This window comes from Bacillus salipaludis (assembly GCF_030938565.1).
In the GTDB taxonomy this organism is placed as follows: Bacteria; Bacillota; Bacilli; order Bacillales; family Cytobacillaceae; genus Neobacillus; species Neobacillus salipaludis_A.
This window is the reverse complement of record NZ_JAVGVR010000001.1, coordinates 2903666-2929199: the sequence shown is the minus strand read 5'-3', so window position 1 is coordinate 2929199 and position 25534 is coordinate 2903666. Positions and strand designations below refer to the sequence as shown.

Genomic DNA, 25534 nt, shown 5'->3' with positions numbered 1-25534 from the left:
TTAAGAATTTTTTTAAAATAATTTTTTCATCAATAAAAACCTGGGTCACTTAACCCAGGCACCGTTCATGTTTATTTAATTGACCGGAAAATCTACAATCGGACTTATTCTAACAGCACTCACTTTAAACCCCGGCATTTTACAGTCAGGATCTAGTTTATCAGAAACAAGGAGATTAACATTTTGCGAATCTGCCCAATGAAACGGAACGAAGACCGTATCATTACGAATCGTTTCTGACCATTTGCTTCGAACGATAATACTTCCCCTTCTCGATTCAATTTTCACTAAGGACTGGTCCGAAATGCGGTACTTTTTCGCTGTGACTGGATGAATTTCCATGAATGCCTCTACATTTCTAGCCGCTAAGGCGGCACTTTTTCTCGTTTGTACACCAGTTAAGTAATGAGACATGACGCGACCAGTTGTTAAATACAGAGGAAACTCATCGTTTACCATTTCCTTATGAATAACAGGCAAGTTAGGCACGACCACCATCGCTGCCTTGCCATTTTCATGAGCAAAAGAATTTTCAAACAGCACATCCGTCCCTTTATGGTTAGTGTCTGGACAAGGCCAAAGGATTCCCCCTTCATTTCGGATTCGCTCGTAGGTGATCCCGTAATAATCGGCAATTCCACCGCGGCTGGCCATTCTTAATTCGTTAAAAATATCTTCCGCAGACGAAAATGAAAAGTGATCCCTCTTTCCAAGAACCCTCGCAATCTCACAAATAATTTGCCAATCATGCTTTACTTCATCCGGACAAGGATAGCTTGCTTCCCGTAAGGTCACCCGCCCCTCTAGATTCGTCATCGTTCCTTCATCCTCCAAGTATGAGGACGAGGGTAAAATTAAATCTGCTAATCTCGCAGTTTCTGAAATAAATAGATCAACCACTACAAAGAATTTTAATTTTTTCAGTGCTTCCTTTACGAAATGAGCATTGGGATTGGAGACAATCGGATTGGAGCACATTAAAAAAAGCCCCGTGATTTCACCTTCATGGATTTTCCCCATCATTTCATAAGCAGAAACTCCTTTTCTCGGCAATTCATCCTTGTTGATCCCCCACACACTAGCAATATAGGCCCGATGTTCCTCGTTTTCAATAGAACGATACCCTGGGAGCTGGTCTGCTTTCTGACCATGTTCTCTTGCACCTTGACCATTGCCCTGACCAGTAATGGCAGCGTAACCGGAATTAGGTTTTCCGATTTTTCCAGTAGAAACAAGAATATTCAGGAAATTACGAACAGCCATCACCCCATCTGTTTGTTGCTCTACCCCTCTTGCTGTAAAAATCATTCCTGATGCTTCCTTACCAAACATAATTGCTGCTTTTCGAATTTTTTCACGCGGAACCCCTGTTATTTCTTCAATTTCCTCTAAGCTTAATGACAATACATAGCTTTTTACTTTTTCAAAGCCATTTACCCGTTCTTTGATAAATGTTTTATCAACATAGTTTTCCTCAATGATTACCTTTAGCAATCCATTTGCTAAAGCTGCATCTGTTCCCGGCTTCAGTTTTAAATGTAAGTCAGCCATCTTGGTCGTTGCTGTTTCCCGAGGGTCAATGGCGATCAGGTAAACCCCGTTCACTTTTGCTTTTTCAAAATATGGGATGATGGTCGGCTGGCATTCTGCAATATTGGTTCCCGCTAAAATGATACAGCGGGTAAAAGGAATTTCTGACAATCTATTTGTAAACCCTCTGTCCATTCCAAAGGTTTGAGTCGCGGCAGAAGCAGCTGCAGACATACATAGCCGGCCATTATAATCAACGTATTTCGTTTTTACTGCTACACGGGCAAATTTCCCCAGCAAATATGCCTCTTCATTCGTAATCGATGCACTCCCATAAACAGCTAAGGCATTTCGTCCGTCTTCCCTTTGGATTCTTGTAAAATTTTCCTTAATGTGATTTAACGCTTCCTCCCAGGAAACACGGACAAATTCTCCATTCACCTTTAACATAGGATGCTTCAATCGCTCCCTGCTGAAGGCATGTTGATGGGCATTCATACCTTTAATACATAGACGCCCTTCAGAAGTGGGATTTTCTTTTCCAAGCGTCAAATATTTTTTTCTTGAGACAATGGATTGTTCCACTAAGGTCATCTTACATTGCATGCTGCAATAGGGACATTGCGATTCAAATAGTTTTTCTGATTGGACCTTTTGTTGTTTCGTCCGGAAATATTTTAATAAAAGTTCCGTCAAGACTCTCACCCTTTCTTTTTTAAACTTCTTTATAAAACTGCCTTCCTTATGGACGCCTCTTCGCCTAAACGATCTAACAATTGCTGGCGATGTTCGTCGTCAAACAAGACTTCTCTGACATGGATAAGCCCCGCTCGTTCCATCCATTTCCCCATCTTCTCCATATAATTGGCACTTTCCCGATAATATTGAATACAACCGGAGATCATTTCTATTGCTTTTAGATTGGTTTCAGCAATGCATAACAACTCGCTAGTGCGTGCATTGCCTCCGCTCCACCCGCCGACATAGATTTCCCATCCTCTGTCTATCCCGATAACGACTAGATCATTTATGGTTGAATCGGGTCCATTATGAATACAAGCAGAAACAGAGATTTTCACCTGAGAAGGTGTTAAGAGGAATTCAAATCTGTTTACCAGATCATTTGCCAATTCAAGTGAGGATTTTTTTTCACAGTTACATGTGAATTTATTCACTTGATGAATTACATTCATCCCATCATAATCAGTAAGATTACTTTGTTTGTTCTCATATTCAGGGTCGATCATAGTTAAATAATAGTGAATGGCAGGTCGGCAAGTTGTACAACCAGCCCTGTTCTTCCAAGCCAGTTCATCCATCACTTCCTGTAAAGATGATAGACCTTGAACCTGCATTTCAAGAACAACTTCCTCTTCAGTCAACGAAGTACAGTCACACATTGAGGTCTCTTTGACCAGCTTTTCTTCAAATTTATCGCTCTGAATATAGGAAAGAAGCTTAGCAACTAACGGCTTGCAGCCACCACAAGAGCCTGACGCCTTTGTGTATTTTTTTATTTCGTCGACGTTCGTTAATCCGTTTTTTTGAACCGTATCAATAATAGCCCCTTTCGTGACCCCGTTACAATTGCAGATCATGGTATGGCAAGGCATTATAGCAACCGTACTTTCCTCTTGATTAGCAGGTTGAAGCAGTGTCAACTCTTCCCCATCAGGTACAACCTCTTGATTCACAATCATTTCCAGCAATCTCGTTTGGTCTTTTATATCTCCGAATAAGACGGCACCCATCATCTTTTGATCTTGAAAAACAAGCTTCTTATAAACTCCTCCCGGTCCATCATAGAGATTAATAGACTTTGATGCCTCTGTTTCGGCAAACATCCCGACAGAGAATACCTCCACACCTGATATTTTTAATTGGGTGGATAGGATGGACCCTACATACCCTTTCGTGTCCTGACCGCAGATCCGTTTCGCCAGTATTTTCCCTTGTTCATACAAAGGTTTCACCAATCCATAAACCATCCTGCGGTGTTCAACACATTCTCCAACTGCATAAATATTTGGTGCACTTGTTTCCATATAGTCATTGACAAGAATCGCCCGGTTTGTATTGATTCCGCTATCTATAGCTAATTGGACATTTGGTTTCACCCCTACTGCTATCACAACCAAATCGGTTTCAACGTCAGTACCATCTTTAAAACGAAGCCCCTCTACTCGGCTGTTCCCGATGATTTCTTTTGTTTCTTTTTCAAACAGAAACTTTACCCCTTGTTTTTCTAGGTTATTTTGCAGCATTTGGGATGCTGTTTGATCGAGCTGCCTTTCCATGAGGAAGCTCCCATTATGGATTACCTGTACATCCATCCCAAGATTGAGCAGCCCACTCGCTGCCTCCAGGCCTAATACTCCTCCACCGATTACGGCTGCTTTTTTATAATGCTTCGATGCTTCGATTATTCTCTTGCAATCTTCAATGGTCCGAAATGTAAACACTCCATCCTTATCTGCACCAGTAATAGGAAGGAGGAACGGGACGGAACCGGTGGCTAGAATCAAATGATCGTAGGAAATTTCACGATTTTGATCGGTTTTTATCACTTGTTTCTCTTTATCTATTTTTGTTACCGTTTCCCCTGTAAAAAGTTGAATCTGATGTTTGTCATACCACTCTCGTTCATTTAAGGTAATCTCTTTGAATGTTTCCCGCCCCTGCAGAACTGATGACAAAAGAATCCGATTATAGTTCACATGTGACTCACTTCCAAAAATCGTAATATCAAATTGAACATGTGATATTTTGATTATTTCCTCAATACATCTCACACCCGCCATACCGTTGCCAACTAGCACTAGTTTTTCCTTCTCCATTTATAAACCTCCAGCTCTTTTTAAAGATGGTTAATATTACGGGATAAATAACACACCTATTATTCCATAAGTCCAATTGAAAAAAATCATACATGTTACATTTTCTAACATAGAAAATTCATTATTAAAAACCGTGTTAGATTTCTTAACAGAAAAACTGACAATTCCGGAACTTAACGATTACGCTTAAGCAGACAAAAATTTCAAAAACGGAGGTTAAAGAAATGAAAAAAGAGATTAGCTGGATTTTATTTATATTTTTACTAGGGAAAGTATGGTTCTTAAAGAATCCAGGTATCGGTTGGTAAGGATATTTCTCAAAGGGAGTGTTAGAAGATGAAAATATCAGATTTAAGAAAAAGCGGTCATACACCGTCATTAGTTGCTTCATTTTTATACTTTGATGTAAGTTTCATGATTTGGGTGATGCTGGGGGCACTTGGAGTTTATATTACAAGGGATTTTGGCCTTTCCCCTTCTCAAAAAGGGTTGATTGTCGCAATTCCGATTCTAAGCGGTTCGTTTTTCCGGATTGTACTTGGGATCTTAACCGATCGCATCGGTCCTCGTAAAACCGCCATCAGCGGGATGCTTATTACAATGGTTCCACTTTTATGGGCCTGGTTGTTTGGGAAATCCTTAATCGAGCTATATTTTATCGGAATTCTGCTCGGTATAGCAGGTGCAAGTTTTGCAGCAGCCATTCCAATGGCAAGTCGCTGGTATCCACCGCACTTACAAGGTCTGGCAATGGGGATTGCCGGTGCAGGAAACAGCGGAACGCTATTCGCCACTTTATTTGGACCGCGGATTGCAGACCAAATTGGCTGGCATAATGTTATAGGGTTGGCTATTATTCCACTTTTATTGGTTTTTATTATTTATAGCTTGATAGCCAAGGATGCTCCATCGCAGCCACAGGCAAAACCTATCGCCCAATACTTCAATGTTTTTAAAAAGAAAGATACTTGGTTTTTCTGCATGCTTTATAGCGTCACATTCGGCGGATTTGTCGGCCTATCCAGTTTTTTGAGCATCTTTTTTGTGGACCAATATGATTTATCAAAAGTAAAGGCCGGGGATTTTGTTACCCTTTGTGTAGCTGCAGGGAGCTTCTTCCGCCCTGTTGGAGGATGGATTGCTGATAAAATTGGCGGGGGCCGCCTTCTAATCTTTTTGTTCATTGGGGTGACGCTCATGATGTTTGGTGTAAGCCTGCTTCCCGGATTAACCCTGGTGACCATTTTGTTATTGATAGGCATGCTTTGTCTTGGGATGGGAAATGGGGCGGTTTTTCAATTGGTTCCGCAGCGATTCCAAAAAGAAATTGGGATGATCACCGGCATTGTTGGAGCTGCAGGCGGGGTTGGCGGATTTTTTGTTCCGAATATTTTGGGAACACTTAAACAATTTACAGGATCGTATGCAGCTGGTTTTTTGGTTTATGCGGGGGTCAGCTTTGCAGCATTGTTAGTGTTAACAATTGTCCAAGTCTCATGGCGAAAAGCACTGGTATCGAAAGAAGCTTCCGTTAAAATTTAGATCCTAAAAATAAAAGAAGACATGTGCCAGCGAGCATATGTCTTCTTTTAGTTAATTTCATTCCTGCATTTTAACGCTTACCTTGCTTTTCCCTTTCAATTCCCCTTCTGACTGTTGGTCCTTTTTTATAAAAAAGGAAAGAATGAGTCCAAGCAGTGTAAGTATGGAAACCACCATAAAGGCCACGTTTGCACCGTACATATCTGGATGAGAAATCTCCGGGCGCTGTTTTGCTGTTTCTGCTGTTGTGGTCATAACTGTAACAAGAATCGCAGTCCCTACTGAGGCAGCAATCATTTTCATCGTATTATCCATGGCAGCTCCATGAGGAATTAATCGTTTTGGTAGCTGGTTTAACGCAGACGTGGCGACCGGCATCATCACCATCGAAAGTCCAAGCATTCTGATTCCGTATAAGACGGTAATATAGGTCATCGTCGTCGAGGAACCTAAACGTGTAAAGGCAAAGGAAGCCGCAGTCATAATCGTTAACCCAATCATCACTAACCAACGTGCACCAATTTTATCAAACACTCTACCTACAATCGGTGCCATAAATCCACTGACCAGTGCCCCTGGTAAGAGGGCGAGGCCAGCTTCGAATGCAGAAAATCCGCGCATGTTCTGCATAAACAGAGGAATAATCGTCTCAGCCCCAATTAAACCCATAAAGCCAATCATCCCAATGATAATGGCGAACGGGAAAATGGAATACTTAAACACTCCAAATTCAAGCATTGGATGCTTTAAACGTAACTGCCTGGAAATAAATAATACTAATGAAATCACACCAATTACTAGAGAAAGGATGGTGGTCGAATTGGTCCATCCGTAATTTCCAGCAGCAGTAAATCCGTAAAGCAGTCCCCCAAAACCAAACGAAGAAAAGATAATGGAAATCATGTCAACCCTTGGTTTGGAGATCTCTGTTACATTTTTCAAGGCAATAAAGGCAATGAGGATATCGAGAAGTGCAATTGGTAAAATGATGAAAAACAGAACTCTCCAAGAAAAGTGTGATGTTACCCATCCAGACAAAGCGGGACCAATGGCGGGGGCAAAGGAAATCACGAGTCCGACCAAGCCCATTGCTGAACCGCGGCGATTGACCGGAAATATCATTAAAAATACTGTTTGCATCAGGGGAAGCATAACTCCTGCTCCAATCGATTGGATGACTCGCCCGAGTAATAGCATCTCAAAATTTGGCGCAATCCCCCCTGCTAAGGTACCCACCGCAAAAATACTCATGGCCGAAATAAAAAGCTGTCTTGTTGTAAAACGCTCCAATAAAAACGCGCTTACAGGAATCATAATTCCATTGACAAGCATAAATACTGTTGTCAGCCATTGTGCACTATTGGCCGTAACATTCATTTCATCCATTACCGGAGGAATTGCTGTAATCATCAACGTTTGATTTAAGATCGCAATAAACGTTCCCGCTAGTAAAAGTGCCACAATCGTGGAGTGTTTATTACCTGATATCACCATTAAACCATCCCCCATAGTTAATATTTAAAAATTGCCATCCTAAAAAGAATACTTTTACAGATTAACCGATTTTCTCTATTTTTTCTATTTAGTTGCTTCGGTTTCCGAAAAATTTTACAGGAATATTATATTTCGTCTTATGTACATTTACCGCTGGCAAGCCCCAACACATCGATGGTTTTATTTTTTTAAGTTTAAATGGCTATTTATCCAAAAACAAATCATATTTCCAACAATTTTCCACATAAGAAAGTAAGCGTTGGATTCGTTAAATTTTACTTTTAACAAAACATGTTTATACTGTTCTTTAGATTACAAGTTTTTACTGTGAGGAGAGTATTAAATGAATTACAAGGTTGTCATCTTAGATATTGATGGGACGATTCTTCCCCATGGAAAAACAATTAGTCCAGCCACGTTTGGTGCCATTCAGCAATTAAGAGACAAAAATATAAAAGTGGTAATAGCTACGGGTAGAGCTCCTTATTTTTCAAATTCCATTATTCACGATACGGGCGTGGATTCAATGGTCTTTTTTAACGGGGCCTATGCCTATCATGAAGGAAAAGAAATATATAAGAATGCCATTGAGAAAGAGGTTTTAGAAAAGGTTCTAACCATGTCCCATGGTTATCTGCATCCGCTTACCTTTTTAGCTGGAACTCGTTTTACTGTTTCAGACCTAAATCACCCGTTCGTGACGGAAGCGTACATGCATGACTCATGGCAGCTTGAACTGGCACCTCCTCATTTTTGGAAGGACCAAGATATTTATCAATTATTTCTTCATTGTGAGCTAGAGGATGAGGTATCCTACCAACAGGAGATTCCGGAATTAGATTTCAGAAGATGGACTTCGGGTGCTAGAACCTGTGATGTGAATTTGACCAAATCCAACAAAGCGGTCGGCGTATCAAAATTATTAGAAAAGATGGGAATTGCTCCAGATGAAGCGATTGCGTTCGGCGATGGCTTAAATGATATTGAAATGCTATCGCTGGTAGGAATGGGAGTGGCGATGGGGTCAGCACGCGATGAAGTAAAACAGGCTGCGAAAATGGTCACATTTTCTGCCGAAGAAGACGGAGTCCGATTTGGATTAGAGCGGCTCGGGTTAATTTAGAACTCAGTCCTTCTAGGCGGTGTGCTTTAGAAGGACAAAATGTGGGTTAATTGTTTGATTTTGTCCCTCCAGCGTGCCCTGGAAGGGACAGTTTCCTTGATTATCTGATGTTTTTGTCCCTCCTACCTCTCTGGAAAGACAGTTTCCTTGGTTATCTGATGTTTTTGTAACTCCAGCAACTCTGGAAAGACAGTTTCCTTGATAAATAAATGTTTTTGAAACTCCAGCCATTCTGGAAAGGAAGTTTCCTAAATAATCTAGTGATTTTGTTCCCCACCAAATCATCTATATTAAAAATAATATTTTCAAAAATATTAACAAAATCTTCAATAAAATTATCCCCAATAACGACAATCTATTTATAAAATATTATTGAGTTCAAAATAAGAAAGGGTGTGGCGTATGATCATAAAACCGCGGCTAGAACCAAAGAATTTAAAAGTGCTTAGGTCATTAAACACAAGGATGAATTTATCAGAAGATGACAGACAGAATTATCTTAACCTAAAAAAAGGTTATGAGGGAGAAGTTATGTTTGATGAATTAACAAATAAACTTCAATGTGAATGCTATATTTTAAATGATTTGCTATTTAAGGTTAATAATACACTCTTTCAAATTGACTCACTTATTATTACTCAAAAAAAGATTCACTTATTTGAGGTTAAAAATTATGAAGGGGACTATTTTTACGAAAAAGAAGCCTATAATACTAGATCTAAATCTGAAATTAAGAATCCAGTTCTACAGTTGAAGCGTAGTGAATCTTTACTCAGGCAATTGCTCTATCATCTCAGCTATCATTACCCAATTGAAGCATTTGTTGTATTTATCAACCCTCAGTTTACTTTATATCAGGCCCCTCTCAACGAACCTATTATTTTCCCAACACAAATTAAACGGTACTTAGCTAAATTCGACTTGGCCCCTTCATCACTAAACGAAAATCACAGGAATCTAGCATCCAAATTACTCTCAGTACATGTTGAGGAATCCCCTTATAAAAATATTCCGTCGTATCAATATAATACGGTGCAAAAAGGACTGACATGTGAAAAGTGTCTCTCGTTTTTGAATCCCACTAACGGTAATAAGTGTAAATGTCACCAGTGCGGTCATGAAGAAGAGGTTGAATCCGCCGTTTTGCGAATGGTAGAAGAAATTAAGCTGCTATTTCCAGAAATAAAAATTACGACGAAACTGGTTTATGATTGGTGTAGGGTCATAGAGTCGAGAAAAAGAATTTGTAGGGTCTTAAAGAAGCATTTTAATATAATTGGGGCGAGGCATTATGCCTTTTATGTTGAAAAATTAAATATATAGCTTACTTATAATTTACCTTTTTAGTAACCTGGTGATTCTCTTCCATGAGGGCTTTGTTCTTTTCAGCCAACCCGGAAGAAAGCTTTCTCCCTTAAGTAAGTTTTCTGTTTTTATAGAACATTTAAAAGACAGTTTCCTATTTTATAAAAAAAGCTGTGTCCTTCCAGAAATTTTGGAAGGACACGTTTCCTTGATAATCTAATGTTTTTATCCTTTCCCCCACTCCGGAAGGACAGTTTCCTTGATAAATCCGGTTTTTTGTCCCTCCACCCACTCCGGAAGGACAGTTTCCTTGATAAATCCGGTTTTTTGTCCCTCCAGCTACCCCAGAAGGACAAGTTTCCTTTTTTCAATCAAGCTTTGTCTTTCCATTCCCCTTAAAAGACCTTTCCCTTCTGAAAAGAAGGCCTAATCTTTTAACCAAAACTAGATTACTAGTTTTATTTAATTTCCGTATCATTGATGTGAGCATCTAAGAAAGGTTTGTAGTTTGGTTCATGCAGTTTTCCTTTTTTATTTAAGATCGTTCCGATAATGAAGTATAAAACGAGCATAGGTGCACCTATATAGAATGAAAATCTTGTATCCGAGCTATAAGCTGTATAAATGGCAATTGCCACTAAAACGAATAAGCAGATGATTGTTGGAATCGGATACGTACCCATTTTGAACTTAAGCTTGTCCACAGATCCGCCTTGTTCAGTAAGCCATTTTCTAAATCGATAGTGAGAAAGGAAGCTACCGAACCAACCAAGAAGTGTATTAAAACCAGCGATGGAAATGAGCCAAATGAACACTTTATCTGGTGATACGAAGTTGGTAATTAGCGAAACCTGTCCAAGGAACAATGTGAGAAGAACGGCATTCATTGGGATCCCACGCTTATTAACTTTTGCCAATGCTTTTGGTGCTTTTCCCTCTTTTGATAATGCAACTAATGTTCTGCTAAGTGCATACACGATAGAGTTTGCCGCGGAAGCCAAAGATGTCAAAATTACGATATTCATGATCGTAGCCGCACCTGGTATACCAGCCAAACCAAACAGTCCCGCATAGCCATTACTTAAAACGCTTACATTTTCAAAAGGAACAACTAATCCTATAACAGTTACCGAACCAACGTAGAAAATTAAAATCCTAAAGAAAATGGTGTTTATTGCTTTCGGCACATTTTTCTGAGGGTTTTTGGTTTCTCCTGCTGCTGTTACAACCGTTTCAACACCCAGATATGACCATATGACCCCAGTCATCATCAAGATAACCGCAGAAAATCCATTTGGGAACATAGAATGGCTGTTCAAATTGGATAATCCAATAAAGCCTTGTTTTCCAATCACACCAAAAATCATTAAAACACCAACAATGAGGAAAATGATAATTGCAATTACTTTGATGCCGGCAAACCAGTATTCAGCTTCACCGTATGTTTTTACATCGATTAAGTTTAATCCCAGAATCAATAAGGAAAGCATGATACAGAAAGCAACGGGAGGAATACTCGGGAATAATTGGTTTAAAATCATCCCCCCTCCAACGATTTCAGCCCCGAGACCGAGAAAGCCGTTGATGCATAAATTCCAGCCAACCATGAAGCCTAATACCGGATGAACAAACAGACCGGAATAAGTCGTGTACGCACCAGGAATTGGCATGAAGGTGGACATTTCGCCAAGTCCTTTCATTAAAACATAAACTAAAACTCCAATAACTAAATACGCAATAGGTCCGCCAAGCGCGCCCGCTTTTGAAACAACATTCCCAGATGCTAGAAAAAGACCTGTACCGATGGTTCCACCGATGGAAATCATGGTAATATGTCGGGAGCTAAGCCCACGCTTTAATTCATGGCTTTTATTTTCCATACTTGCAAGCCCCTTCCCTTTATTCAATTCTAGTTTCAATACCTTACATCTCCTTTCACTTACCTATTCATTACAAAAGGCTTTCCAAATTTTCAATCTTTTGTATATTTTATATTATATATTTTATTTTATCCAGTCAATAAAAAAATGACTTTGTCTCAAATGAAACAAAGTCATCTATTTTTATATTCTTTTATCTACTATCTTTTTAAAATCCTCAATAAATGCTGCTACCTGCTCCTCTTTTGTCGCCCAAGAGGTTACGAGGCGAATGGCTGAATAATCTTGGTCGACTTTTTCCCAGATATGAAAGCCATACTTCTTTTCAAGTTCAGCGATCACGGAATTAGGCAAAATCGGAAAGATTTGGTTGGTGGGAGAATCAGTCAAAAATGAAATATTTGCTCCGTGAATTTCAACCTTTAGCATTTCTGCCATCCTATTCGAATGTGTTGCCAATTCAAAAAACAAATTATCCTGAAATAGTTCCAAAAACTGTATGCCCAAAAGTCTTCCTTTTGCAAGGAGCGCCCCTTTTTGCTTCATATGATATCTGAAATCTTCCTTAAGGGAATCACGGCAAATCACTAATGCTTCACCTAAAAGTGCTCCATTCTTTGTTCCGCCAATATAAAATGCATCTACCAATGCAGGTAAGTCACTTAACTCAAGGTCATTTTCCGTTGAACAAAGAGCGGATCCCAGTCTTGCACCATCCATAAATAAGATTAGATGGTGGCGTTCGCAGAATTCCCGCAATTGCACCAAGTCATTTTTCTTATAAATTGTCCCTATTTCAGTCGAATTAGATATGTACACGAGCTTTGGTTTCACCATATGTTCATCCGGATGGGAGTCCAATACGGCTTGCAAGTGGAATGGGGTTATTTTTCCATCACTCGATTCTACAGATAGAATTTTGTGTCCGGTCGCCTCAATTGCACCCGTTTCATGCCCTAATATATGACCGGTACTAACCGCAATTGCAGCTTCATGCGGTCGCAGGAATGCTGATATTGCGATCATATTGGTCTGCGTTCCACCCGATAATAAGTGAACATCGATGTCCGACCGGCCGATTCTATTCTTTATCGATTCAATCGCTTTGCGGGTATAACGATCCTCCCCATACCCCTCTTCCTGTTCGAAGTTTGATTCTATTAAAGCATTCAAAATTCTTGGATGTGCACCCTCACTGTAATCATTTTTAAAGCTGTACATATGTTACCCCACCATTTCATTTTATTCCTATTGTAACATTATTTATTTTATGCTGTAGTTCCCCTTTTTTTAAAAAAATGAGTGCTTGCTTAAGGTTAGTAAATTCTTATCTATCCAAAGAAATGGTCAAAATTGATTTTCCAATGAATAGACTTATAGAAAGCATGACCAATTCGCTGAAAAGAGTGATCTTTATGAAGGCCATTACCTTTAAAGCATTTGCCATCACCCATGAAATTGATCTAAACAAAATTGCCATTCATTGCGGTATTCCGAAAAAATTCACTTGGGAAGAGCCTTTAATCTTGAGGGGAAATATTTTAAAAACCATCCTTGGACAAGAAGTTGAGGAATCGCAAATGGTTCTGGTTTTTTCCTTTGGCAGCGTTGTTTTCATCAATCTAATCGACACCAATGATATGATGGTTTTTTTTCAATTTTTCCATTTCTTTGAACCGGACATTGATCTTAATCAAACCTACAAATATACGGATGATTACAGCCTTCATGTTCGTGGCACCGAAACCCTTGAATTAACAGACGAATATGTAGTGGTACCGAGGTATGAAAGCTTTTACCCCGAGTTAATTTCTACTGTGCTCGCCAAATCAGTTGCACTTGAAAAAACAGAGGAACAGCTTGGAAAAATCCACGATAAGCTAGAAACAATGATTGACCGGCTCGAAAAAGGAAAGCTGCGGATTGGCAATAAAGAGCTTGCTAGAACAACAGCGAAAATTGTCCGGCATGAGTACAATACCCTTGCATATATCATGATTTTGGATAAGCCCGATATTACCTGGACCAGCAGCACAGCGAATGAATTTTATGATAAGATGCTCGAGTTCTTCGAATTAAACGATCGGTATAAAATTCTAAAAAGCAAAACAGACATTTTATATAATATAATGGACGGCTTCTCTACCATCAGCCACTCTATTAGAGGACTATTTGTCGAATGGATCATCGTGATACTTATTGTGATTGAAATTGCTCTGACCATTTTACAAATTATCGGCTGGTTTCCGTAAAAATTCATATAAAAATGCTTATCTTTCAAATCAAGCCGTGTGTCGGCAGGAATTCCCAATTAAATTAGGTTAAACCTACCTTTGATCATTGCCTTTTTCATTTGAATAATCTGATTTACCTTCAAGTATCACCCTGTCAATATCAAGATAGGGTTTGCCAACTACTGCATCATTCGACACAATCTTCACCGTTTTATTCATGTCTTTTTTCATAAAAATTCCCTCCATTTGCCCTGATTTATAAACGCTTCTATTAATTTAAACTTTTTTCAACTGAACTATTCATGGTGCCTTCCCCCACCACTGCAAAGCTTTAAAGCACTGTGGGGCATGCACCAATTTTTATCTATACAATTTTATAAAAATTAATGTAAAATGATTAGAAGTATAAAAGAATGGAAAAAAGATGGTGAGATTATTTTGAAAAAATACAAAACCTTATTATTTGATGTTGATGACACATTATTGGATTTTGGTGCGGCTGAAAAAGAAGCTTTACGCTTACTTCTTGAGGAACAGAATTTTCCCCTTACAAATGAAGTAGTCAGTCGTTATAAAAATATCAATCAAGGACTGTGGACTGCTTTTGAAGAAGGAAAACTTAATCTAGATGGGGTATTGAATTCTCGTTTTTCGATTCTTTTTAAGGAATATGGCCTTGAGGTAGATGGTTCATTATTAGAAAAACAATATCGGAGATTACTTGCAGAAAGTCATCAACTTATTCCGGGGGCTCTTGAATTAATTTCCAACCTGCAAAATCATTTTGATTTATATATAGTCACAAATGGTGTTTCGGAGACTCAATATAAACGCCTCCGCGATTCAGGATTATCACCATTTTTCAAGGATATTTTTGTTTCAGAGGAAACAGGCTTCCAAAAACCAATGCAGGGATTTTTTGATTATGTTTTTGCAAGAATCCCAGATTTCGCATTAGAAGATTGCCTAATTATTGGCGATTCGTTAAGTTCTGATATGAAAGGCGGACAGCTCGCTGGAATTACCACATGCTGGTTCAATTCAAAGTTAAAGCCTAATCACTCTGAGATTATTCCAAGCTATCAAATACAGAAGCTTGATGAGTTGTATGAAATTTTAAATTTAACTGCGGTTCATTCATGATTAAAATCTATTAGGATTACGGGGAGCATTAAAAATGCTCCCCCTTTTCTTTAATACGGCTAAATTCTCTTTTTCACATCGTCTCTAATCGATTCAACCATCTCTTCTGATATATTTGCCGGTAGGGATGTGCCATTCTCGAACACCCAGCTATTCATGATTTCAAGATCTGCTTTTTTAAATGTGATCCTATACTCTCTTTGATTGGAAGAAAATTCTACGGTTACATATTCCTCACTAGCAAAATCATCATCGATGATCATATCGTTAATTTCATATGAATTCACGAGGTATTCTCCTTCAAACAAATTTTCTTACTCTTAAGGTGTACCTTTCATACTGGATTATTCCATATAAAAATTGGATCATTATTATGTATTTGCTTTTATCCAATCAATCAGCTCTGAAATGGCATCCTCCAAATCAACTGCGGACGTACCATCTTCGGGAATTTCCCCAAGAAACTGATTAAATTCATTCATCCTTTCTAAAAGACCGTTTTTAGATTGTTTTGCGTTTTTCTTCAATTCCTTGAAGTCATCGTCTTCACCAAGCTCATCTACATAAGTCCATACTTCTTGCAGGACGGTTTCCAATTTTTGAACTGATCGATGCAGTTCTTGTAATGTTTCAAGTGTTTTTTCCATTTATCGCTCTTCCTTTCAAACAAGTGTTATTATTATAAGTTTTTATGATTCGAGACGCAAAAATTCTAGTACAAAGGGGGATGATAAAATTTAGCGCATAAAAAATGGATAGGAGACCCTTGATGGAAAAGATTCAAAAAATAAATTTTACCCCTTTTACCAAGTATATTAATAGTAGCTTTGCGAAGCTACCGCGAATAACAGCTGAATCCGTGGCTTTAGGCATTTTCCTGGCCTTTGTCGGAGGGTTTTTAGATGCTTACACCTATGTTAGCAGGGATGGTGTATTTGCGACGTCCCAGACAGGAAACCTTGTTTTGTTAGGCGTAGAGACAGCACAAGGACAATGGGACCAAGGATTTAAACATATTCCTCCTATTTTGGCGTTTGTTCTGGGAGTGGCGGTCGCCGAGGGGTTGAAGCATCCAAAGATTACAAGAACCTTTCCCTTTCCGGCCCGAACGGTTCTTTTATTGGAGAGCATTGTGTTAGTCTTTGTAGGAACATGGCCTGTTGAAGTACCAAATATTGTTGTTACCGTAACTATTGCATTCGTTGCTTCTGTTCAAATTTCATCTTTCCGCACACTCGTAAAATGGCCCTATAATTCGGCAATGGTTACGGGAAATTTGCGAACAGCTGCACAAGCAGCCTATACAGCTCTAGTCCTTCATGACCGCCAAGGAATCATTCAATTTTTTGATTTCACGGTTATCATTCTTTCCTTTTTAGTTGGGGCTTTCACAGGTGCTTTGTCCACTATTCACTATGGCACTAAAGCCATTTGGATTGCTTCTATCGTACTTGTTGGGGCTTTGCTAGTTCTAAATGCGAATCCGAAAACTTTGATTCGCAAGGCCAAATAAAAATGGCAAGATCACTCGAGCTATCTTGCCATTCTGAAATATTTTATTTCCCCTCTACTATTTCTTTAAAGATTTCGTAGGACCTCTTTTGTTTTTCAAAATCATAAATATAGGATACCGCCATAATTTCTTGGACATCATATTTTTCCTGGAAGCTTGTTAATTGTTGACGAATTGTCTCTTTGCTGCCTAATAACGCCACATCGGTTCTTTGGTTAGCCATTTCTTTTTCCATCGGTGTCCACAGCTCGTCCATGTTCTCAACTGGAGGCTGTAATGGATTTCGTGTGTTCCGAACAATATTTAAGAAAAATTGATGCATGGTTGTTGACAGAAAGTGTGCCTCTTCATCCGTTTCCGCAGCAATTACATTTAAACATACCATCATATATGGCTTATCTAAATATTCTGACGGCTGGAAGCGTGCGCGATAAATCGATATGGCTTCTTCCATATAGGTTGGTGCAAAGTGGGAAGCATACACATACGGTAGTCCAAGACTTGCAGCCAAATAGGCTGAGTCTGTTGAAGAACCAAGAATATAAATTGGAATCTTAGTCCCAATGCCAGGATATGCTCTAACATAGCTTTGCTGTTCTTCAGGTCCAAAATAAGTAAGTAAGGCCTGAACATCATCAGGAAAGGTATAGACAGAATCATTTTTTGAACGTCTGAGGGCATTAGCCGTCATCATGTCCGTACCTGGTGCCCGGCCAAGTCCCAGTTCAACACGATTTGGATAAATCGTTGCCATTGTACCGAATTGTTCGGCTACAACTAAGGGAGAGTGGTTTGGAAGCATAATTCCACCTGATCCGACACGAATGGTACTAGTATGTTCTAATGTATGTTTGATTAATATAGAAGTTGCTGAACTTACCAAGGTAGGTGAATTATGATGTTCAGCAATCCAGTATCTTTGATAACCCATTTTTTCAACCGCTTGTGCGAGATCGACCATTGAATCAATCGCCTGTTTCGAGGTTTGTCCTGCGCGAATTGGTGCTAGATTTAATACGGATAAAGGGATATGAATGTTTGCCATAATCATTTGTCCTTTCAAGGTGAAGATGATATTACTATAGTAACAATCCGAATCGAGAAAACAAACTTAAATGCTTATATAGAATATTATCAACTAAAAAACAGAAAGGACTCCTAGTTTTGCTGTTCCTTCTATTTATAACCTATTAACCGACCCGTCTATCACCGACCACCAAGGATTACCATTGGCATATTCAGAAGTACTATTTAAAAAAAAGCGAGTAATGAGCGTTTGGACTCTGCCATCGTTCAAGAAAAGTGGATGCATGGCTACTTGATTCCACTTTTTCCGCACCGTGAGGGTTAAAACGGACTGCTTGTAAATTTCAGCACTCTCAATCGGAACGACTCCATCCCCATCCTCACTGGAATATAATGTATCAAAATTAAAGAAATTTTTCACCCCGCCATCAGGACTTTGGGGCTCTACAATTACTTTGCTTTTTGTGTCTTCGCCCACTCCTGCAAGAATTAGTAATCTTTTCTGCACCTCATCTGGGAGCTCCGTTAAATCAAGCATAGCTGGATGATTAATATCCCGAAATTTTCTCACCTGACTAATTCGGTCAAGAAACATTGCTCTGTCATCATTACCGATATTGGATTGCCAATCATCAGGATTACCTAAATCAAATGCCGAGCCGCCTTCAAATACAATGGCATCTTTATAGATTGGGCATAATTCATATACCGATGGAAACGTCCGGGCAATTTTTCGAAATTCATCATTTGCATTGAAAAGTGGAAATTCAAATCCGCCCTCTCCAGCAGTAAGGGAAATTAGCGCCCGAACCGAACCCATAAACGGGCATACTGCCAAAACGGCATGCTCAATTGACTCATAATTCCCTTTTAAATTTTTCAAATAACAGCTAAACACCATTCCGCCAAGACTGTGAGCAATATAGTTAAACTTTTTCACAGAAAGTTTTTCTTTCAAATATTCAATATAGGTTTCCAAACGCTTACTATTTTCTTCTGAGGATTTCCGCCAGTCGTACCCAAAAATATAGACAGGACTTGCCGTCTTTTTTTCAATAATGTGTACGGCTTGGCGGTAAGCCAAATCTTCCACATCACTCCGCTCAATCATAGATTTTGGATTCACTTCAAAACGGCTATCCCGCTTTAATGCCAGATCATAGATGGTTTCAAATTTACTTTGAACAGCTGACCAGATGGTATCGAAATTTAGGGTATTGGTATTGACGAGTTTTGTACCTTGTATACCCGGGATTAAGATCGTAGGGATCATAACTAATTCCTATTCCTCCTTAATTTTGAAAGTTACCAATATATTATATATTTTTTATTCTATGCAGGAACGTGGACTTCCTTTGTCAAAATGTCTCTATTACGGTAAGACTTTTGACAAATTATTTTAATAAAAATTAAATAATTTAGTAAACATGTAATGTTTTCAGTATGATACATTAAAATTAGCGTGTAAAATCTGAAAACGATTGATGAGTGATCTTATGTTAAATGTAAAAGAAGTGACAGTACACCTAAAAGAGGAAGGTATTACCGATAGTGAATTAACCGTTATTCAGTGGATTCTTGAGGGAAAAATAACGGCAAGAAGGGCCAAAAATTTAAAGATCGATTACTTGGTCAATCCCAGTGATTTAGCATCATTTATTATTGAAAAGAAAATCGAGGAGAAAACGAAGAGGTATGGAGTCGATTTTCAACATTGGGAAAAAACGTTTAAGGAAAACCAAAAATTAAAGGAGGATATTGAGCAATTAAAAAGCTCTGTTCGCATTGAACAAGCTAAGGTTCGTTCTCTAAAAAAAATGTTACAAGCAGAATATGCTCTTACTGCTGCTCCCCCACTTACATTTAACACCATATTTGGATTAGATGAGAGCGCCGATCCTTCCTTGTTAAAAAAGGAATTTAAAAAATTACTCAAATGCCTTCATCCCGATCGTGGCGGCGATGAGCAGCTTTTCAAAATATTTTATGAACACTATAATAAATTAAGGTAAGTTCTAAGGAGGCACTATTTTAATCATAAATTTACAATAAAATAATAACACCTTAACAAAAATGCTCTATTCTATTTTTATAAAAGTCTTCTATATTGGAAGGGGTAATCATGATGGTGATGCTTTTTAGAATTGTCATGATGACGACCGTTTGCACCTTTTTTCCTTAAGGTTACTTAATTACAAATTATGACGATGTTCAGTTAAAGAGTTGGTTGAAATTTGTCATATTCGATGGAATTTCTACATATTGTGTAATGTTAACCGAATAATTTTTTTGAAAGGTGTTGTTCATTTTGAAAAATAAACGTGTCATGTATCAAGGAAAGAATTATATCCTTTACCATCAATATTCCTCCGACTTTTGCGAAATCCAAGATGAAAGTTATAGGTTCAATATTTTACTTGTCCATGTATCCGAACTTACAGAAATAGTATAGCCTTTTAAATTACACGAACCTTAAAAGTTTGTTCATAGTTTGTTCATTTTTCGGGGGTAAACTATATCTATGGAACGGAAACTAGCTTTCCAAACCCCCCTTTTAATATATTTTTTATGGATCCGGCGATTGCCGGATATTTTTTTGAAAAAAAACAAGCCCTAAGCCGGGCTTGTCTTTATCGGACGATTAACGTTTTCTTGATAGTGGAGCCATTTGCTTTCATAATCACAGGATAGCTTCCAGGTTTTGTGCTGGTTCCTACCCGCCATGACCAGGTGATGTAGCCGCCGCTGTTTGCTGTTTTTGCTGTTAACCCTGATGCTTTACTTGGACCAGAGCTGTAAATCACTTGGATGGTACCTTTTGCACCCGGTTTCGTTTTGATTGTTATGGACGCCTGTTGACCATGTTTAACAGTTAATGTTGTACCTGTAACTTTTGTTGAACTGGAAGTGGTTCCTTTGGAACTGCTATTGGTTGTTTTTGTACCGGTGATTCCACAGCCGTTTGTTGAGTATCCATTGCTTCTGGCATAAGAACATGATTTGCTGAGACTGTATCCATTTGACGTTACATATCCTGAAATGCTCCAAATCCCTAATTTTTTAGATTTTGCATAGGATTGGGCACTTTGCAATTCAGAAAGATGGTCGGTATTTGGTTTATAGACATAGGCGACTCTGGCGTATCCTTTTTTCACGACATCTTTGTTGTATAAATCTGTTTTTGTGATGTAGACATAGGCTAATAAGCGATGATATTTATCACGTTCATATCCCTTTTTACCGAGCTGCAGATAGATGTGTTTTCCAACCGGAAGCTTACTTTTTGCGTATTTGGCTGCTGTATAGCCGTATGGTTCTACCGGTTTACGAGGATCGACATCTTCCGGTGTATCAATCAATAACATCCGAACCGTTTCATTTTTCCCATTATATTTTACTTGGATGGTATCCCCATCAATATTCTTTGAAACGGTTGCAGGAACAAGTTTGGGGCTTGTTGTTTTTGCCAAGGTTGTATTAGCGCTGGCGAAGCCAGCGAATATAAGCGAAACTGTCAAAGACAATGAAGCTATTAATTTCCCTTTTTTCAAAATAAATTCCCCCTAAAACTATGAAATCTTTCTATTATATTTCCAAAGTTAATCATAGTGAGAAACATTTCTAATGTAAAGGGATTGTTTATGTCTGCAAAAGAAAAAACAACCAATCTCGGTTGTTTTTCCCTTATATTAGTGGTTTACCAGCATCGGGAGATAGATTAGGATCTCCGCCGCCAATAATAACCGTCTCTGACTTGATATCATTTAGTTCAATATTACTTTTATCTGATTGACGGGTTTGATCGATAACATTGCCTTCTGTTTCGTTTTGGAATTCCTGAGGAGAAAATTTTTCCTTTTTCGCCATAGTAACACCCCTTTTCATACGTAGTTTTTGTTAAACAAAATATTTTATACGTGTGGCTAAAGGGCACAATCTTATCCTTTTGATGAATTTTCCCTTCAAATTCCTTTGGAAGACACTTTTCTAGGACCAAATAATGTGTAGTAAAAATGAAGACCCCTTCGCTAATCTAATTTCTTTAGCGAAGGTGTTTTTATATAATTTAAATAAGAGCATTTACATTATGCCGGCTGCGGACGGCTATGCCCATATATGTTAATATAAATTTGTTCAATTTCTTCACCGGTTAAATCGCCTTGTTTCAGCAGTTCCGCTGCAATCAAATGGACGAAGTCAGCGTGTTCGCGAACTAACTTTTTCACCTCAAGCATCTGGGCTTTCAGCAATTCATTAATCTTTGACCGAAGCGCCTTTAGTCCCTCAGCCTGAGATCCTAAAGCGAGCCAGCTAAACAACTCGTCACCCATGCCCACTGCACCTAGGTAAGCACCGGCTAACAAAGTTGCCTGCTGCAAATCCGAGGTAACACCGTTTAATTTTTTTCCAAGAAACTCTTCTTCAGCTGCCCTAGCCGCGAGACAGACTTGGATTTCTGCAAGAATTTCATCATCACTTCGATTATAGCGTTCATGTGTTGGTTTAGTTGCAGCGAGGCCCAGTGCCCCGCCTCGGCGGATGATTGTCACTTTCCACACACGTTCGTGTGCCTTCAAAAGATATTGTGCAACCGCATGACCAGCCTCATGGTATGCAACATTTCGTTTTTCGTCCTCGCTCATGGATCGGAGCGGCTGTTTTAGTCCCCACTCATATGTCTCCATCGCTGCCCGGAAATCCTCATAGCTTGCTAACTGGGCACCACGCTGGTGTGCGATGACAACAGACTCATTCACGATATGTTTTATTTGGGCGGGACTGTAACCAATGGTGTCAAGTGCTGCCTTTTCGGCAGTAATGGTTGGATCTTTTTTTACTTTTTGAAGATAGTAATCGAAGACGTCGACACGGCCATCAAAATCTGGGGAATCAACCCAAAGCTTGCGGTCGAAACGGCCGGGGCGAAGGAGCGCTTGATCAAGTACGTCGGGTAGATTGGTGGCTCCAATGGTTAATACTGCGGGACGATCTGCTTTCTTGCGGCGAAGACCGAGTGAACGAAGGAGCTTCGCTATTTTTGAGTTGTCAATATTTGGTGGATCCATTTGCAAAAGCAGCTCATTGAGAAGACCGGAACCGCCCATACCCATGAGTCCTCCCATTATACCTCCTCCGGCCCCACCAGTCTGACGGCTCATACCGATTGCGTCAATTTCGTCAATAAAAATGATGCAAGCCCCATACACCTTTGAAAGCTTCCTAGCTTTTCGATATAATCCCATCACTTTTAGATTGCCAACACCAAAGAACATATTTTGAAAGCTTGGCGCTGATGCATAGGCAAAAGGAACCTGTGCTTCGTTGGCAATGACTTGAGCCAAGTACGACTTGCCTGTTCCGGGTGGTCCACATAACAGCAACCCTCGGATTGCCTCACCGCCCATTTCCTTGAACTCTTTAACACCTTTAAGCAAGGTAACAATTCTCTTTGCATTTTCTACAATTTCCGGGTTTCCTCGATAATCGTCCCAAGTTGAACCTGTCTCTCCTGGCAGAATCCAATACGTACGCCCTCGGGCCAAGAACCAAAAGAGCGCAACAAATTGGATGATCATAAATAGCATTGCAAACAGCAACTGCAGCAATAAACTAAGAATACTAATTGCAATATTCCAGGCTGTTGGCCCTCCACTCCAAATCAACACCGTGATCAGGACGAGGGCTGCGGCCCAGAGGATAATTTTACGCCACTTAATCCACCGATAATTCCTCATGGTCTCATATCCTTTACAGAAGATTTAGAATATTCTATGAGCAATTTACTTATAAGTTGCCTAGAGTCGAGAAAAATCGGGTAGTGCCAGGCACCACCCGATTTTTCTTGTTTCACAGAATTTGTTTCACAACTACTTGGTGAATTTTCCTTTGATGTCCATTAAATATTTGAGGATTACTCCGAGTCCGCCAATGAAATAGAAGGTCACGAGGATCCAGCCGCTTGGGTCAATCGGGAACAATGAGATAAGGATATTTAATGGCAGTACGAGGTAGATAATATCTTTTAAATAATTTAATACAATGGAAGGAGTGAAGGAACCTTTCCAGAAGGATTGGAAAAATCCGATAAGAAAATCAATGATCATGAGTCCAAAGACGCCCCACAAAGTATAAAGCAGCCAATCTGAAAGTGTAAACGACATGTTTTATCACCACCTTTACTCCAAAATATGCGGTCGGCATAGGACAGGTGATGAGATAATCGGTTAAATAATTAAAATTTTCAGACTAATAATTAGAAAAAAACTGCACCTTTTAAAATATCTTTCATCCTTTTTTCATAATTTGTTCATCTTTAGAAAGTAAAATGAAAACATAAAATGAACAAGCTTCTTATTCATTTTTCTCCCTTTTAATATATTTTTTGTGGATCCGGCCCGAGTGGTCGGATATTTTTTTGAGCAATGCTCCAAGGAACCTTCGTATAAACTAGGAAAGCTCCAAACCCACTATAGGATTGGAGCTTTCTTACGCACTATCCCATTACAAGATTGTTCTTCCTCTTTTCAGCCAAATCATTCGTAACTATATAGTGGTATTCTTTTTCAAGTTCACATAAATTCCATTCATATAGATGTTTATTATTTTTCTTGTAAATTCCAAACTTAAGTAGTTCGTCAATCAGGAATTGCCGTTTTTCCTGTCCTGCTTTTCGAAGTAATATTTTCATTTGTTAAACCTCCTAATTATTAACTGGTTTTTTCGGTGGTTTACTTTATAGAATTCGAAATGATTTAGCTGTAACTATTAGTTTTTGGACCATAATTAGTAAAGAGGTAGAAAAAATCCTGTCAAAAAGCGTTTGTAGGAATAAATCATAATGAAATAATATTTGATGAAAGAAAATCAACTCCTTTCCCATTGGCCATTATAAGGGCTTATTGGAAAGGGAATTGTCGATACCTGCCAGATGGACACACACTTAATGAAATTGTTAAATTCTTATAATATAAGTAAGAAAAATAAATTTTCAGTAACATTAGGATTTATCTTAGCTCGGTCCCCTATTCTATATTCCCCATTACCGCTTGTTCAAACCTAATTGGATTATTTTTAATATGTGTTGGAAAGTATGTGTGAAGAAGAAAGTAGTTTTAACCAGTTTGTTATACTGTAGAAAGAACGGGCCATTATAGGAGGATGTAATGAAGAAAAGAATACTTTTATCTTCAGTTATCTTGCTTGCACTTTTTTTAACTTTATTGGGTACATACAAATTAATGAATTCACGGACTTACCAGTTATTTGGTGGTATTACGGACCATGTTAAAACCAATAAAAAGGTGGTAGCTCTTACCTTTGATGATGGTCCTACAAGGAACGTGGACAATATATTGACCCTTCTCGATCAGTACCATGCTAAAGCAACCTTTTTCCTCATTGGCAATGAATTACATCAGCATCCAGATGAGGGACGCAAAATTGCAGCAGCCGGACATCAAATCGGCAATCACACCTATTCACATAAAAGGATGATTTTTAAAAGCCCTAATTATATTAAGAGAGAAATTGTACAAACGGATAAGTTGATTCGCAAAGTTGGATATAAGGGAGAAATCGATGTTCGTCCGCCAAATGGAAAAAAACTTGTCGGACTCCCCTTTTATTTGAACAAGCATCATAGGGATACCATCACATGGAACCTAGAACCGGACACCTATTATACCTCTATTAAGGATAAGGTGAACTATGTAAAACAGAATATCAAACCAGGTTCCATCATACTCCTCCATCCCATGTACGACCAGACTGGAAACGAACAAAAAACCATTGAGGGGATCCTAAAAGAATTAACAGAAAAAGGATATAAATTTGTAACAGTAAATGAACTACAAAACCGATTTTAAATTCGACAAAAATCGGGCGGTGCCAGGCACCACCCGATTTTT

General features: G+C 38.9%; 23 protein-coding genes. 8 read left to right on the top strand and 15 right to left on the bottom strand.

Annotated features, from left to right (window positions below; translation table 11 throughout):
* Nucleotides 1–75 precede the first annotated feature (75 nt).
* Together nasC and nirB are read right to left on the bottom strand one after the other, a co-directional pair.
* Nucleotides 76–2226 (bottom strand): assimilatory nitrate reductase catalytic subunit NasC, encoded by a 2151-nt coding sequence (gene nasC, locus RCG21_RS14480; RefSeq protein WP_308913304.1) that lies wholly within the window; start codon nt 2224–2226, stop codon nt 76–78.
* Between the two features lie 29 nt (nt 2227–2255).
* Nucleotides 2256–4367 (bottom strand): nitrite reductase large subunit NirB, encoded by a 2112-nt coding sequence (gene nirB, locus RCG21_RS14475; RefSeq protein ID WP_133333376.1) that lies wholly within the window; start codon nt 4365–4367, stop codon nt 2256–2258.
* 336 nt (nt 4368–4703) lie between these two features.
* Between nirB and RCG21_RS14470 the strand changes: the two genes are divergently transcribed.
* Entirely contained in the window at nt 4704–5909 is a 1206-nt protein-coding gene (locus RCG21_RS14470) for a nitrate/nitrite transporter (protein WP_133333377.1), read from the top strand.
* A 57-nt stretch (nt 5910–5966) separates the two neighbouring features.
* On the opposite strand, the gene RCG21_RS14465 is transcribed toward RCG21_RS14470, so the two are convergent.
* Complete coding sequence (locus RCG21_RS14465) at nt 5967–7403, bottom strand: DHA2 family efflux MFS transporter permease subunit (protein ID WP_133333378.1); 1437 nt, start codon at nt 7401–7403, stop codon at nt 5967–5969.
* A gap of 343 nt (nt 7404–7746) precedes the next feature.
* Here RCG21_RS14465 and RCG21_RS14460 point away from each other — a divergent pair, with 343 nt between their 5' ends.
* Entirely contained in the window at nt 7747–8526 is a 780-nt protein-coding gene (locus RCG21_RS14460; RefSeq protein WP_308913303.1) for a Cof-type HAD-IIB family hydrolase, read from the top strand.
* Between the two features lie 402 nt (nt 8527–8928).
* Nucleotides 8929–9849, top strand: a complete 921-nt coding sequence (locus tag RCG21_RS14455) for a nuclease-related domain-containing protein (protein ID WP_133333380.1) — start codon at nt 8929–8931, stop codon at nt 9847–9849.
* Between the two features lie 440 nt (nt 9850–10289).
* Here the strand turns inward: RCG21_RS14455 and RCG21_RS14450 are convergent, their stop codons facing one another.
* Complete coding sequence (locus tag RCG21_RS14450) at nt 10290–11750, bottom strand: amino acid permease (protein ID WP_308913302.1); 1461 nt, start codon at nt 11748–11750, stop codon at nt 10290–10292.
* A gap of 144 nt (nt 11751–11894) precedes the next feature.
* On the bottom strand, nt 11895–12932 hold the full coding sequence (locus RCG21_RS14445; protein ID WP_308913301.1) for a threonine aldolase family protein: 1038 nt from the start codon (nt 12930–12932) through the stop codon (nt 11895–11897).
* A gap of 194 nt (nt 12933–13126) precedes the next feature.
* On the opposite strand from RCG21_RS14445, the gene RCG21_RS14440 reads away from it, so the two are divergent.
* A complete protein-coding gene (locus tag RCG21_RS14440; protein WP_133333383.1) occupies nt 13127–13963 on the top strand; it encodes an RMD1 family protein in 837 nt (278 codons plus the stop codon).
* 75 nt (nt 13964–14038) lie between these two features.
* On the opposite strand, the gene RCG21_RS14435 is transcribed toward RCG21_RS14440, so the two are convergent.
* On the bottom strand, nt 14039–14176 hold the full coding sequence (locus RCG21_RS14435) for a hypothetical protein (protein ID WP_165976190.1): 138 nt from the start codon (nt 14174–14176) through the stop codon (nt 14039–14041).
* Between the two features lie 207 nt (nt 14177–14383).
* On the opposite strand from RCG21_RS14435, the gene RCG21_RS14430 reads away from it, so the two are divergent.
* On the top strand, nt 14384–15088 hold the full coding sequence (locus RCG21_RS14430; protein ID WP_133333384.1) for a YjjG family noncanonical pyrimidine nucleotidase: 705 nt from the start codon (nt 14384–14386) through the stop codon (nt 15086–15088).
* 59 nt (nt 15089–15147) lie between these two features.
* On the opposite strand, the gene RCG21_RS14425 is transcribed toward RCG21_RS14430, so the two are convergent.
* Both RCG21_RS14425 and RCG21_RS14420 read right to left on the bottom strand, forming a co-directional pair.
* Complete coding sequence (locus RCG21_RS14425) at nt 15148–15375, bottom strand: hypothetical protein (RefSeq protein ID WP_133333385.1); 228 nt, start codon at nt 15373–15375, stop codon at nt 15148–15150.
* An 84-nt stretch (nt 15376–15459) separates the two neighbouring features.
* Complete coding sequence (locus RCG21_RS14420) at nt 15460–15735, bottom strand: hypothetical protein (protein WP_133333386.1); 276 nt, start codon at nt 15733–15735, stop codon at nt 15460–15462.
* 122 nt (nt 15736–15857) lie between these two features.
* Here RCG21_RS14420 and RCG21_RS14415 point away from each other — a divergent pair, with 122 nt between their 5' ends.
* Nucleotides 15858–16601 (top strand): YoaK family protein, encoded by a 744-nt coding sequence (locus RCG21_RS14415; protein ID WP_133333387.1) that lies wholly within the window; start codon nt 15858–15860, stop codon nt 16599–16601.
* 43 nt (nt 16602–16644) lie between these two features.
* Here RCG21_RS14415 and RCG21_RS14410 read toward each other — a convergent pair whose 3' ends face one another.
* Both RCG21_RS14410 and RCG21_RS14405 read right to left on the bottom strand, forming a co-directional pair.
* Nucleotides 16645–17646 (bottom strand): LLM class flavin-dependent oxidoreductase, encoded by a 1002-nt coding sequence (locus tag RCG21_RS14410; protein ID WP_308913300.1) that lies wholly within the window; start codon nt 17644–17646, stop codon nt 16645–16647.
* Nucleotides 17647–17781: 135 nt separating this feature from the next.
* Nucleotides 17782–18900: a lipase/acyltransferase domain-containing protein gene (locus RCG21_RS14405; RefSeq protein WP_308913299.1), complete on the bottom strand. Its 1119-nt coding sequence runs from the start codon at nt 18898–18900 to the stop codon at nt 17782–17784.
* Nucleotides 18901–19123: 223 nt separating this feature from the next.
* Between RCG21_RS14405 and RCG21_RS14400 the strand changes: the two genes are divergently transcribed.
* Nucleotides 19124–19639, top strand: coding sequence for a J domain-containing protein (locus RCG21_RS14400; protein ID WP_308913298.1), 516 nt, complete (start codon nt 19124–19126; stop codon nt 19637–19639).
* Nucleotides 19640–20257: 618 nt separating this feature from the next.
* On the opposite strand, the gene RCG21_RS14395 is transcribed toward RCG21_RS14400, so the two are convergent.
* The 5 genes from RCG21_RS14395 to RCG21_RS14375 form a co-directional block, all read right to left on the bottom strand.
* Nucleotides 20258–21178, bottom strand: coding sequence for a thermonuclease family protein (locus tag RCG21_RS14395; RefSeq protein WP_133333391.1), 921 nt, complete (start codon nt 21176–21178; stop codon nt 20258–20260).
* A gap of 133 nt (nt 21179–21311) precedes the next feature.
* Nucleotides 21312–21494: a hypothetical protein gene (locus RCG21_RS14390; protein ID WP_133333392.1), complete on the bottom strand. Its 183-nt coding sequence runs from the start codon at nt 21492–21494 to the stop codon at nt 21312–21314.
* 218 nt (nt 21495–21712) lie between these two features.
* The gene (locus RCG21_RS14385) at nt 21713–23362 is read right to left on the bottom strand and encodes an AAA family ATPase (protein ID WP_308913297.1); all 1650 of its coding nucleotides are present in this window, start codon (nt 23360–23362) and stop codon (nt 21713–21715) included.
* A gap of 132 nt (nt 23363–23494) precedes the next feature.
* Nucleotides 23495–23788: a hypothetical protein gene (locus tag RCG21_RS14380; protein ID WP_133333394.1), complete on the bottom strand. Its 294-nt coding sequence runs from the start codon at nt 23786–23788 to the stop codon at nt 23495–23497.
* Between the two features lie 332 nt (nt 23789–24120).
* A complete protein-coding gene (locus RCG21_RS14375) occupies nt 24121–24315 on the bottom strand; it encodes a Fur-regulated basic protein FbpA (protein ID WP_308913296.1) in 195 nt (64 codons plus the stop codon).
* A gap of 475 nt (nt 24316–24790) precedes the next feature.
* On the opposite strand from RCG21_RS14375, the gene RCG21_RS14370 reads away from it, so the two are divergent.
* Nucleotides 24791–25492: a polysaccharide deacetylase family protein gene (locus RCG21_RS14370; RefSeq protein ID WP_133333396.1), complete on the top strand. Its 702-nt coding sequence runs from the start codon at nt 24791–24793 to the stop codon at nt 25490–25492.
* Nucleotides 25493–25534 lie beyond the last annotated feature (42 nt).

Coding starts and splice junctions, on each gene's coding strand:
- RCG21_RS14400 (WP_308913298.1), top strand. CDS start 19,124: ATGTTAAATGTAAAAGAAGTGACAGTACACCTAAAAGAGGAAGGTATT.
- RCG21_RS14410 (WP_308913300.1), bottom strand. CDS start 17,646: ATGGCAAACATTCATATCCCTTTATCCGTATTAAATCTAGCACCAATT.
- RCG21_RS14470 (WP_133333377.1), top strand. CDS start 4,704: ATGAAAATATCAGATTTAAGAAAAAGCGGTCATACACCGTCATTAGTT.
- RCG21_RS14465 (WP_133333378.1), bottom strand. CDS start 7,403: ATGGTGATATCAGGTAATAAACACTCCACGATTGTGGCACTTTTACTA.
- RCG21_RS14375 (WP_308913296.1), bottom strand. CDS start 24,315: ATGAAAATATTACTTCGAAAAGCAGGACAGGAAAAACGGCAATTCCTG.
- RCG21_RS14390 (WP_133333392.1), bottom strand. CDS start 21,494: ATGGCGAAAAAGGAAAAATTTTCTCCTCAGGAATTCCAAAACGAAACA.
- RCG21_RS14460 (WP_308913303.1), top strand. CDS start 7,747: ATGAATTACAAGGTTGTCATCTTAGATATTGATGGGACGATTCTTCCC.
- RCG21_RS14445 (WP_308913301.1), bottom strand. CDS start 12,932: ATGTACAGCTTTAAAAATGATTACAGTGAGGGTGCACATCCAAGAATT.
- RCG21_RS14415 (WP_133333387.1), top strand. CDS start 15,858: ATGGAAAAGATTCAAAAAATAAATTTTACCCCTTTTACCAAGTATATT.
- nirB (WP_133333376.1), bottom strand. CDS start 4,367: ATGGAGAAGGAAAAACTAGTGCTAGTTGGCAACGGTATGGCGGGTGTG.
- RCG21_RS14440 (WP_133333383.1), top strand. CDS start 13,127: ATGAAGGCCATTACCTTTAAAGCATTTGCCATCACCCATGAAATTGAT.
- RCG21_RS14420 (WP_133333386.1), bottom strand. CDS start 15,735: ATGGAAAAAACACTTGAAACATTACAAGAACTGCATCGATCAGTTCAA.
- RCG21_RS14405 (WP_308913299.1), bottom strand. CDS start 18,900: ATGATCCCTACGATCTTAATCCCGGGTATACAAGGTACAAAACTCGTC.
- RCG21_RS14435 (WP_165976190.1), bottom strand. CDS start 14,176: ATGAAAAAAGACATGAATAAAACGGTGAAGATTGTGTCGAATGATGCA.
- RCG21_RS14385 (WP_308913297.1), bottom strand. CDS start 23,362: ATGAGGAATTATCGGTGGATTAAGTGGCGTAAAATTATCCTCTGGGCC.
- RCG21_RS14380 (WP_133333394.1), bottom strand. CDS start 23,788: ATGTCGTTTACACTTTCAGATTGGCTGCTTTATACTTTGTGGGGCGTC.
- RCG21_RS14455 (WP_133333380.1), top strand. CDS start 8,929: ATGATCATAAAACCGCGGCTAGAACCAAAGAATTTAAAAGTGCTTAGG.
- RCG21_RS14370 (WP_133333396.1), top strand. CDS start 24,791: ATGAAGAAAAGAATACTTTTATCTTCAGTTATCTTGCTTGCACTTTTT.